Below are 10,000 nucleotides of genomic sequence, written 5' to 3'. Positions count from 1 at the left end.
GGGCGGGTGAAGACGGCCGTCGCCGCGTGAGTCTGGTGAAATCAGAACCCCCATGTCAATGCTCTGGCGGTAAACAAGCACTACGAGAAGATGGCCGCGACACCAACTACGGGTAAGTCCGTTGATGGTGACGGTCCGTGTCGTGCATCGCACGCTAGGCTTCCACTGCCGCCGGGCGGCGGCGCATGACCGGTGTCTACGATCCGCTGCGTAGTGCCGGGCTCTGACGGTTTCGCCTCATTCGGCCGCTGAGCTCGTGGTCAGCGGGGATTCGCCGGTCAGACGTCTAGGGTTGGAGCCGTGGACAGGATCGGAAACGAAGCCGGAGCCCGAGCCCGGATCCTGGTCGTCGAGGATGACGCCGGGATCGCCCAGTCGCTGGTCCGCGGCCTGGCCCGGGCCGGCTACGTGGTCGACACCGCCAGCACCGGCGCCGACGCGCTGGCCGCGCCGCCGGCCGACGTGGTGCTGCTCGACCTGGGGCTGCCGGACCTGGACGGCGTCGAGGTCTGCCGCCGGCTGCGACGCCGCGGCGATGTCGCGATCATCGTGGTCACCGCGCGCGGCGAGGAGCGCGACCGGGTCGCCACCCTGGACGAGGGTGCGGACGACTACCTGGTCAAGCCGTTCGGCCTGGCCGAACTCCTGGCCCGGGTGCGCGCGGTGCTGCGCCGGGTGCGCCCGGCCGGCGCGGTGACGTACCAGTACGGCCCGCTCGCCGTGGATCCGCGCACCCGCCGCGTCACCGTCGCCGGCGCCGAGGTGATGCTCACGCCCAAGGAGTTCGACATCCTCGAGTGCCTGGCCGCCGACCCCGGCCGCGTGGTCTCCCGCCAGGAACTCCTGGAGCGGGCCTGGGACGCCAACTGGTACGGCCCGACCAAGGTCCTCGACGTCCACGTCGCGGCCCTGCGCCGCAAGCTCGGGGTCGAGGGGCTGGTCGAGACGGTCTACGGACGCGGGTTCCGGCTCGGCCGTATCGCCACCGCACCGACATCGTCGGCACCCGCGACAACCTCGGGGTTCTCGACATCCTCATCCTCGACATCCTCATCCTCGGAGCCCGAGTCCCCGCCGCCTGGGTCCCCGCCGCCTGAGTCCCCTGCCGCCTCAGAGGGCTGACTCGGTGACCCGCCGCATCGCCCTCGCTTTCGCCGCCCTGGTCGCCGTGCTGCTGGTGGCGGCCGTCCTGCCGCTCGGCGCGGCGATGCAGTCCCGCGAGGAGGAGTCGTTCCGCTTCGCCACCATCTCGGCGGCCCGCCAGGTCTCCGCGGCCGCCGAGGAGACCCTGGTCGACCACCACCCGCCGGACGCCATGAACGAGGCGGTCGCCGCCGCCGAACGGGATGGCGACTGCGTGGGCGTCTTCGCCGGCACCGGCGCGCTCGTCACGGCGACGAAGTGTGGCACCGCCAAGGATTCCGCGGCCATCGCCATAGCGACCCGAACGCTGTCGGGCAAAAGCGAGATCACCGCGCGCTCCGGGGACTGGCTCCGCGCGGCGGTCCCGGTCGGCGACGAGGACGACTCCGGTGCGGTGGTTCTGGCCCGCTCGGCCGAATCGCTCGACCACCGGGTCGACGTGATGTGGGGCTGGCTGGCCCTGACCGCGGTCGCCTGCCTGGCGCTCGGTGTGGCGCTGGCTTTCGCGCTGGCGCGTTGGGTGTCCCGCCCGCTGTTGGCGCTGGACACGACCGCGGCCCGGCTCGGTGACGGCGCGCTGGACGTCCGGGCGCCGACCGAGGGCGGGCCGCCGGAGGTGCGGCGGCTGGCGCGGACGTTCAACCGCATGGCGGAGCGGACGGAGACGCTGGTGCACGCGCACCGTGGGTGGGTCGCGGACGTGTCGCATCAGCTGCGGACGCCGCTGACCGCGTTGCGGTTGCGGTTGGATGTGCTGGCCGGGGAGGCCGCTGAGGCGGCGGCAGAGCAGCAGGCCGTAGCAGAGCAGCAGGCCGCGGCAGTCGATCCGGAGTCGGCAGTCGCCGCCGCATCGAGTCAAAGCCCTGACACATCGCCGGGCTCCGACTTCGCCGCCGCATCGAATCAAAGTCCTGTGACCTCGCCGGGTTCCGACTTCGTCGCCGCACCGAGTCAAAGCCCCGCCCCCTGGCCCGGCTCCGACTTCGCCGCCGAACTGGCCGGCGTCCAAGAAGAGATCGAGCGCCTGTCCCGCCTCGTCGACGGCCTGCTGGCCGTGGCCCGTGCCGAAGCCGTCGTCGCCCGGCGGGTGGCCGTCCCCGTGGCCGAGGTCGCCGCGGAGCGCGTCTCGGCTTGGGAACCGGTGGCGCGCGAGCACGGCCAGCAGCTCATCGCCCCCGCCGCGAGCCGCGCGGCGGCCTGGCTGGCTCCCGGCGACTTGGAGCAGATCCTCGACAACGTCATCGCCAACGCCCTGGCCGCCGTCCCGACCGGCGGGCACGTCCGGGTCGACGCCGTCGCCGACCGCGAGCGGGACCGCGTCGTCCTGCGCGTCATCGACGACGGCCCCGGCATGAGCGACGCGGCCAAGCAGTCCGCCTTCCGCCGCTTCGGCGCCAGCAGTGGCGCGGGCAGCGGCCTGGGCCTGGCGATCGTGGACCGGCTGGTCACCGCGAACGGCGGCGAGGTCCGACTGGCGGACACCGTCGGCGGCGGACTCACCGTGGTCGTGGAGCTGCCCGCGGCGTCCTCAGCAGGACCTTCCGACCGCTGATCGCGCGCGGGGCCGACACCTTATATATGTGCGGCGGTTTCCTTTGCATTTTCTGAAGAACCGACGCGCCATGCTGTGTCCCGACCGCCCCCGCCACCGCCGGAAGGACCTGTGTGACCGCGTTCGTGCCGACCGAGTCCCGACGCCGCGCCCACGCCCGTGGCGGGTCGGCTGAGGCCGCCGACGACACCGGCGTCGAAGGCAACGAACGCCTCACCGCCATCACCGGCACCCTGCTGCTCGTCCTGTTCGCCATCGAGGGCGTGACGATCCTGCAACTCGGGGGCCTGCTCTACTGGCACTACTTCTTCGGCTTCCTGCTGGTCGGCCCGGTCTGCGTGAAGATCTGCTCGGTGCTCTACCGTTTCGCGCGCTACTACACCCGCAAGCCGGCCTACGTCCGCAAGGGACCGCCGATGATCGTGCTGCGTGTGCTGGGCCCCCTCGTGGTCCTGACCTCATGCGCGGTCCTGGTGACCGGCATCCTGCTGGGCTTCGCCAAGTCCGAGACGGTCGTCGGGCTGCCGATGCTGTTCCTGCACAAGGGCTTCTTCATCGTCTGGGCCGGCGCGATGACCCTCCACGTCCTGGCCTACCTCTGGCGGCTCCCGCGCCTGGTCGCCTCCGACGTCCCGGGCGTGCGCCGAGTCCGCGGGGCGGCGACGGCGGTCGGCGGGAGCGCCCTGCGCTGGTCGGTGACGGTGGCCGGACTGGCCGGCGGCCTGGTGTTCGCCGTGGCGGCCGCGCACTTGTCATCCTCCTGGCGGTGAGCCGGCTCGCGACTGTCTTCCCCGGCGTCCTCCTGAGCTGCGGCTGATGACCCGGCTGAAGATCTTTACTTTCTCTGAAGAACTTCCGAACCTGTTTCTCATGTGTGCCGGGTAAGTCTGGTGGCGTACTGATTGGCATGATCCTCACCGCGCGGCGGGACGGCCCGACGGCGGACAGCGTCCGAATGGGAGCCCAGCCGATGGATGCCAGAACGCGCGACGCCGTCGCCGCCCGCGACCGGGCGGTCAGCAAGGTCAGCCACACCACCTGGCGGATCGGCGGCTTCGCCGCGCTCGGGGCGGTGGCGCTCGGGGCCGGCTTCGCGCACCTGCTGCCGAGCCATCTGCCGCACCTCAACCTCGGCGGCACCTCCGGTTCCTCGGGCGGCTCGAACACCTCGGGCGACAACGGATCATCGAACTCTGGCAACAGCGGCGGAATCCAAAGCCCCAACACAGTGCCGCAGCAAGGATCCGGCGGCGGTAGCCACGTCACGTCCGGCGGGTCCTGACCGCCATGGAGCCCGGCCCGACAGCGGCGCGAGTCGGCCGCGCCGAGTTCGCGGCGCTCGGCGGCCTCGCGGTCGTCCGCACCACCGACCCCGAGGCCATCGAGCACGCGGCCGAGGCCGTTCGCGCCGAAGTCGCCGCGATCGACAAGGCGTGCAGCCGGTTCCGTGACGATTCCGACCTCTCGCGGGTGAACGCCGACGCGGGGCAGCCCGTCGAGGTCGGCGCGCTGTTCGCCGAAGCCCTGGCCGCCGCACTCTGGGCGGCCCGGATCACCGACGGGGACGTTGACCCGTTGTGCGGTGCGTCCGTCCGAGCACTCGGCTACGACGTGGACTTCGCCGATCTGGTGACCGGTCCCGCGGCAGGTTCCGTGGCCGGTCCCGTGCGAACGGCGGTGGCCCGCGCCGAGGCCCGCTGGACCGCTGTCATCTGGGACGCGACGCGGTCCACGGTCCGGATCCCGGCCGGGACCGCCTTGGATTTCGGCGCCACGGCCAAGGCGCTCGCTGCGGACCGGGCCGCCGGACGCGCCGCCGCGGCCGCGGGCTGTGGCGTCCTGGTCAGCCTGAGTGGGGACATCGCCGTCTGCGGCCCGGCACCCGAGGGCGGCTGGCGCGTCCGGGTGACCGACGACCACCGCAGCGGCGAGGAGGTCCCCGGCCAGACGGTCGTCATCACCGAGGGCGGCCTGGCCACGTCGAGCACGACGGTCCGGGCCTGGCAGATCTGGTCGGAGGAGACCGCCTCGCAGCGCATCACGGTGCACCACATCGTCGACCCCCGCACCGGCCGCCCCACCGACGGGGCCTGGCGCACCGCCTCGGTCGCTTCGGCCAGTTGCCTGGACGCCAACGTCGCGGCCACCGCCTCGATCGTGCGCGGGCACGCCGCCGCCGACTGGCTGGCCAGGATGCGGGTGCCCGCGCGGCTGGTGCACGTGGACGGCTCCGTGGTGACGGTCGGCGGCTGGCCGACCGACCCGGTGACCGCCGCCGCACCCGCGATCAGTGCCCTGCCACAGTTCGCCGAGGTGACGGGTGCGGCCGGCGTGGCTGACGTGACCGGCACAGCCGACGTGACCGGCACAGCTGACCCCGGCGGCGGCGGATGATCCTCGCGTCCAACGTGGTCGCCTCGAACAGTTGGCTCTGGTACGCGACGCGGGCCACCGGCGTCATCGCCCTGATCCTGCTCACCGGCAGCGTGGTGCTGGGCATCATCGTGCAGGTGCGCGCCGCCTCGCGGCGGTGGCCCCGGCTGGTGACGCTCGGGGTGCACCGCAACCTCTCGTTGCTGGTACTGGCCTTCCTCGCGTTGCACATCCTCACCGCGGTCCTCGACAGCTACGCGCCGGTCGGCTGGCTGTCGGTGATCGTGCCGTTCGCCTCGTCGTACCGGCCGCTGTGGCTCGGCTTCGGCACGGTCGCGTTCGACCTCTTGATCGCGGTCACGATCACCAGCCTGCTGCGCACCCGAATCAGTGCCCGACTATGGCGTCTGGTCCACTGGGCCGCCTACGCCTGCTGGCCCTCAGCGGTCATCCACAGCCTGGGGACGGGCTCGGACGCCAGAGAGCCGTTCGTCCTCGGCGTGACGATCGCCTGCGTGGCCGCCGTGATCCTGGCCGGTGGGTGGCGGCTGGTGTCCGGCTGGCCCGAGCACGCCGTCGCCCGGGTCGTTGCCGGGGTTACTGCGGCGGTCGTCGTGATCGTCGGCCTGGTCTGGACGCTCACCGGTCCGCTTCGCCCCGGCTGGGCTTCCCGGTCCGGCACGCCGGCCGTGCTGCTGGCCCGGGTGCAGGCCCCGGCGTCCGGGTCCGGGACTTCGGCCCAGGCCTCAAAACTGCCGACGCTTCCCTTCTCCACGAACGTTTCCGGGACCACCAGTACCGCCTCGTCCAACTCCGGCACGAGCACCGTCACACTCAACGGCCAGGGCACCGATCCGGTCGTGTTCCAGGTCGTCATCAGCGGACCCGCGGCCTCCGGAGGAGGAGTGCAGATGACCAGCAGCCAGGTTTCCTTCGGCCCCGCATCGAGTCCGCAGCAGTACACCGGGCAGGTGTCCTCGCTGAACGGCACCAGTATTCAAGCGACTGTGACAAACAGCGCCGGCAGTCGCATCACGCTCAGCCTCGACCTCTCCCTGTCCGGAACCGCGATGAGCGGGTCGCTGTCAGCGAGCGCGTCATGAGCGCCGGGCCGCGCCTGACGGCGACCGGAGCTGCGTACGCCGATCTCGCGACGCACGTCCGATGCCACGGTCCGCTGCCGGCCACCGACGCCGCGCACATCATCGACATCGTCGAGCGGTCCGGCCTGACCGGGCGCGGGGGAGCGGCGTTCCCGACCGGGCGGAAACTGCGGACGGTCGCGGGGAACGCGCGCCGATCGGGAGCGGTCCTGATCGCGAACGGGTGCGAGGGCGAGCCGGCGAGTGCCAAGGATCGCAGCATGCTCATGAAGGCGCCGCATCTGATTCTGGACGGGATCACGCTCGGCGCGCGGGCAGTCGGTGCCGATCACGCGTATCTGTGTGTGCACGAAGGACAGGACGAGGTTCTCAGAACTCTGCAACGCGCCCAGACGGAGCGACGGGCCGCCGGACTGCCGGACGTCGAGATGACCGTGACCGAGGTCCCGAACCGCTACGTCGCCAGCGAGGAGAGCTCACTCGTGCACCTGCTCAACGGCGGCCCCGCGCTACCACTTTCCACGCCGCCCCGGCCCTTCGAGCGCGGCGTCCGGGGCCGGCCGACGTTGGTCGACAACGTCGAGACGTTGGCGCAGCTCGCATTGACGGTGCGGCACGGCGCCGACTGGTTCCGTTCCGCAGGTACGTCGGACGCTCCTGGCACCGCGCTGGTCACCCTCGGCGGAGCCGTCGCCGCGCCGGGTGTGTACGAGGTCGAACTCGGTCTGACAGGTGCCGATCTGCTGGCGGTCGCCGGCGGCCCTTCCGAGCCCCTGCAAGCAGTTCTCGCCGGTGGCTACTTCGGCGCCTGGCTGCGTGCCGACCGTTTCGCGGCATCGGCGATCACCCCGCGCGGACTTCAGGCCGCGGGCGCCGCGATGGGCGCCGGGATCTTCCTGGCGCTGCCCGCGACGTCCTGCGGCCTGGCCGAGACCGCGAGGATCGCGCAATACCTGGCTGAACAGAGCGCCAACCAGTGCGGGCCATGTCTGAACGGCCTGCCGGCGCTCGCCGAGGCCTTGACCGCTCTGGCGCATCGCGGCGGCCGCAAGCCGTCCGGGACCATCACCGCGTTGTCGCCGTATGTCACCGGTCGCGGCGCTTGCCGGCATCCGGACGGTGCCGTGCGCCTCATCAACAGTGCCCTGACAGAGTTCGCGGCCGACGTCCGGACGCACGCTCAACGTGGTCCCTGCCAAGGGCTTCGGCGCGCCCCGATCCTCCCGGTGCCGACGCCGGAGCGGGCCTCGGCACGGACCGGCGGCCGAATCCCGGCGGAGGTGTGACATGCCCAGACGGCAGCGCGACCGCACCTTGCGGGTGGATCCGATCAAGTGCGAGGGCCACGCGTTGTGCATCGAGGCGTTCCCCGAGATGATCACGCGCGATCCCTGGAACTATCCAGTGCTCAATCCGCTTCCCATCCCAGACCATCTGCTTCGCCACGCCGAGCACGCAGTGAAGGTCTGCCCGGTGCTGGCGCTGCGGATCGTGACCGGCGATCGGGATCGGGACCGGGAGCGGAAGTAGTCGCCAGAGCTGAGGCCGTGGCGGCGACCCATCACATCGCCGCCACGGCCTTCGTGGGCGCTACGCGGGCTTGCCGGCCTGAATCCAGCGCTCGAAGGCGTCGGTCCGCTCCTTCGGCCACGCGCCGTCACAGGGCATTGATCCTTGCCGGAGCCGGGCGAGGATGGCGTCGGCGTGCCGGCTGACGTCATCGTGGGACCACAGGTCGAAGACGAACTTCATCGACTGGTGGTCCATCGGGCGGAACAGGGTCTTGATGTGGTTGTCGAAGCTGATCGGTTCGTTGTCGGTGGGCAGGGTCATGACGGGTCCTTCCGGTTCGGTCTGGACGGCCAGGGCGGAGACTCTCGCGTCGGGAGTGGCGTTGCAGACCCACCACCAGCGGGGGACCGGCATGTGCATCGGCGGGTGCGCGCCCGGCTGGGAGTTCTCCAGGGCGATGCGTGATCCCCACTCGATGTAGGAGACGAACGCCGCCCGGAACTCCGGATCGCTGGGCAGCCCGGCCTCCCCGGCCGACCGCACGATGAGCTGCGCCCAACGGGCGCGCTGCTCCTCGGTGAGCCCGCGGCCCATGTGCTGGCTGACCATGCGGTCGTAGCCGCCGTAGTCCTCGGTGTAGCGGGCCGGGCCGCCGAACGTCTCGCCGAGCCAGGCCGCCACGCGTTCCGGGTGGTCCGGGGACATGTTCGCGAAGACCGGGGCGAGCAGCGGGTCCTTGGGCGCGTACTTCTCGTAGAAGAGGCGCGTCATCCGGGTCAGCGCCGGCAGGCCTCCGCACCACTGGAAGAGCGTGGGCTCCGAGGGTGCGGGCGGGTCCTGGAAGTCGACGTACCAGTGCATGCCGCTGCAGAACGGCTTGTTCTGGGACTGCCCGCAGCGGCACAGGCTGTAGTGCTCGGTCGAGGACCCCTCAGCCCGGGGCTCCGGTTCGCCGTCCGGGCCGATGAGCGGGATCGCGCCGGTCACGCGGTAGGGGCCGTCTTTGGAGACCTCGATGGCCGGCGGCCGGTCCTGGTCCACCTGCTCCCGGGCTTCGCGAGCCTCGATCGCGAAGCTGAGGGCGCCGGACGGGCAGGCACGGACGGCGCGGACGATCTCGTCCATGCGGCCGCCGCTCGGTGCGACGAACGGCTCCTGACCCTGGCGGAACACGGTCGGGAGCCGGTCGGTGCACAGACCCGAATGCGCGCAGATGCCGCGGTTGTCGTAGACGGTGACCTGCTGGCCGGCGTACGTGTCGCGACGGTCGGCGACCCGGGTCGGACTCTTGGCGCCGGTGAAGCCGTTGGTCGCGTGGGTGCCGTCGCAGATCGGTTTGGTCGCCGAGGCGCCGCAGCGGCACAGGGCCAGCTGGGGACGGACCGGGAGCGGTTCGCCGAGCCAGGTGGTGATGGTGTCGGCGTTGGTGACGAGGTAGGGGCCGTCGGCGGCGGCTTGGATGGTGGTCGGGAGGTTGGACTGGAGCTCCGTCAGTTGTCTGATTCGCGCCGCGGCCTCCTCCGGGCTGGAGGCCAGGCGACAGGTCAGGTCTTGAAGCGCGGCGGTGGCTTCGATCAGCTGGGCCGGTGCTCCGGTGGTGGCGCGCAGGTCGGTGGCGGCTTGGGCCAGGCGCCAGATTTCGGCGTCGATGGGCCGGTGCTCGTCGGGCGTCGCTTCGGTGGGTGCGATGTCGGCATCGGTGCCGACGTCAGTGCCGGCCGGCGCGAGGAGAGTCAGCGGCCTGATCACCGAGTTGGCCAGCTGGATCAGGGCACTGCGAAGCAGCTCGGGTTCGGGCTCCGGTTCAGGTTCCGGTTCGGCGGCGTTCGCGTCCGCGCTATCGGCGTGGGCGTGGGCGTCGGTGCCAGACAGGGCGTCGGTGATGTGGCGCTGGACCTGACGGACGTCCGCGAGCAGCTTCAACAGAGCTGCTGGATCGGCGTCATCACTATTGATCATGTGTTTGCAGCCCCTTCGTGACGGCGACTTCCCCGTGGCCATCGCCTTCATCGATACGGTACAGGGTTGTATTGCATCGATACAATCCAGGAGTGCACCGGAACAGAACGCCACAGGTCGGAGCCCGTCCGACGGGCCAGGGGAGGTCCCGCGACAACGCCATCGACGCCCGCATCCTGACCGCCGCCAAGCGCCAACTCGCGGTACTCGGCTACGAGGGCATGTCGATCGCCGCGGTGGCACTGGAAGCCGGCACCACCCGCCAGGCGCTCTACCGCCGCTGGCCCAGCAAAGCAGCCCTGGCCGCGGCCGCCGTCGCCAACGTCGAACAAACCCCGCTCGACACCCAACCCACCAC

The 10,000-nt window shown here is 71.4% G+C and carries 10 protein-coding genes; 9 read left to right on the top strand and 1 reads right to left on the bottom strand.

Features of this window, described 5'->3' with window-relative positions; all coding sequences use genetic code 11:
- Positions 1 to 300: 300 nt before the first annotated feature.
- The 8 genes from IZR01_RS45100 (at position 301) to IZR01_RS45065 (ending at position 7,701) form a co-directional block, all read left to right on the top strand.
- The gene (locus IZR01_RS45100; RefSeq protein ID WP_323746680.1) at positions 301 to 1,122 is read left to right on the top strand and encodes a response regulator transcription factor; all 822 of its coding nucleotides are present in this window, start codon (positions 301 to 303) and stop codon (positions 1,120 to 1,122) included.
- 4 nt (positions 1,123 to 1,126) lie between these two features.
- Positions 1,127 to 2,695 carry a HAMP domain-containing sensor histidine kinase gene (locus IZR01_RS45095; protein ID WP_194927416.1) on the top strand — a complete coding sequence of 523 codons (1,569 nt, stop codon included), beginning with the start codon at positions 1,127 to 1,129 and terminating at the stop codon, positions 2,693 to 2,695.
- A 113-nt stretch (positions 2,696 to 2,808) separates the two neighbouring features.
- Complete coding sequence (locus tag IZR01_RS45090) at positions 2,809 to 3,465, top strand: hypothetical protein (RefSeq protein ID WP_194927415.1); 657 nt, start codon at positions 2,809 to 2,811, stop codon at positions 3,463 to 3,465.
- A gap of 200 nt (positions 3,466 to 3,665) precedes the next feature.
- Entirely contained in the window at positions 3,666 to 3,977 is a 312-nt protein-coding gene (locus IZR01_RS45085) for a hypothetical protein (RefSeq protein WP_194927414.1), read from the top strand.
- Positions 3,978 to 3,982: 5 nt separating this feature from the next.
- On the top strand, positions 3,983 to 5,089 hold the full coding sequence (locus IZR01_RS45080; protein WP_194927413.1) for an FAD:protein FMN transferase: 1,107 nt from the start codon (positions 3,983 to 3,985) through the stop codon (positions 5,087 to 5,089).
- Positions 5,086 to 6,171 carry a ferric reductase-like transmembrane domain-containing protein gene (locus IZR01_RS45075; protein ID WP_194927412.1) on the top strand — a complete coding sequence of 362 codons (1,086 nt, stop codon included), beginning with the start codon at positions 5,086 to 5,088 and terminating at the stop codon, positions 6,169 to 6,171. The genes IZR01_RS45080 and IZR01_RS45075 overlap by 4 nt, the downstream gene beginning before the upstream one ends.
- Positions 6,168 to 7,457, top strand: a complete 1,290-nt coding sequence (locus tag IZR01_RS45070) for an NADH-ubiquinone oxidoreductase-F iron-sulfur binding region domain-containing protein (protein ID WP_194927411.1) — start codon at positions 6,168 to 6,170, stop codon at positions 7,455 to 7,457. The genes IZR01_RS45075 and IZR01_RS45070 overlap by 4 nt, the downstream gene beginning before the upstream one ends.
- Position 7,458: 1 nt before the next feature.
- The gene (locus IZR01_RS45065; protein WP_194927410.1) at positions 7,459 to 7,701 is read left to right on the top strand and encodes a ferredoxin; all 243 of its coding nucleotides are present in this window, start codon (positions 7,459 to 7,461) and stop codon (positions 7,699 to 7,701) included.
- A 60-nt stretch (positions 7,702 to 7,761) separates the two neighbouring features.
- Here IZR01_RS45065 and IZR01_RS45060 read toward each other — a convergent pair whose 3' ends face one another.
- Positions 7,762 to 9,642, bottom strand: coding sequence for a CDGSH iron-sulfur domain-containing protein (locus tag IZR01_RS45060; protein ID WP_194927409.1), 1,881 nt, complete (start codon positions 9,640 to 9,642; stop codon positions 7,762 to 7,764).
- A gap of 92 nt (positions 9,643 to 9,734) precedes the next feature.
- Here IZR01_RS45060 and IZR01_RS53875 point away from each other — a divergent pair.
- Positions 9,735 to 10,000: helix-turn-helix domain-containing protein (locus tag IZR01_RS53875; RefSeq protein WP_194927408.1), on the top strand; the 266-nt coding region annotated here is incomplete at its 3' end.

This window comes from Catenulispora pinisilvae (genome assembly GCF_015356865.1).
Classification (GTDB): domain Bacteria; phylum Actinomycetota; class Actinomycetes; order Streptomycetales; family Catenulisporaceae; genus Catenulispora; species Catenulispora pinisilvae.
The sequence above is the reverse complement of the archived record's forward strand: the minus strand, read 5'-3'. Positions and strand labels throughout refer to the sequence as shown.

Bases quoted from the DNA above. Each gene is read 5' to 3' on its own strand.
- IZR01_RS45085 (WP_194927414.1), top strand. From the start codon at position 3,666: ATGGATGCCAGAACGCGCGACGCCGTCGCCGCCCGCGACCGGGCGGTC.
- IZR01_RS45080 (WP_194927413.1), top strand. From the start codon at position 3,983: ATGGAGCCCGGCCCGACAGCGGCGCGAGTCGGCCGCGCCGAGTTCGCG.
- IZR01_RS45075 (WP_194927412.1), top strand. From the start codon at position 5,086: ATGATCCTCGCGTCCAACGTGGTCGCCTCGAACAGTTGGCTCTGGTAC.
- IZR01_RS45070 (WP_194927411.1), top strand. From the start codon at position 6,168: ATGAGCGCCGGGCCGCGCCTGACGGCGACCGGAGCTGCGTACGCCGAT.
- IZR01_RS45065 (WP_194927410.1), top strand. From the start codon at position 7,459: ATGCCCAGACGGCAGCGCGACCGCACCTTGCGGGTGGATCCGATCAAG.
- IZR01_RS45060 (WP_194927409.1), bottom strand. From the start codon at position 9,642: ATGATCAATAGTGATGACGCCGATCCAGCAGCTCTGTTGAAGCTGCTC.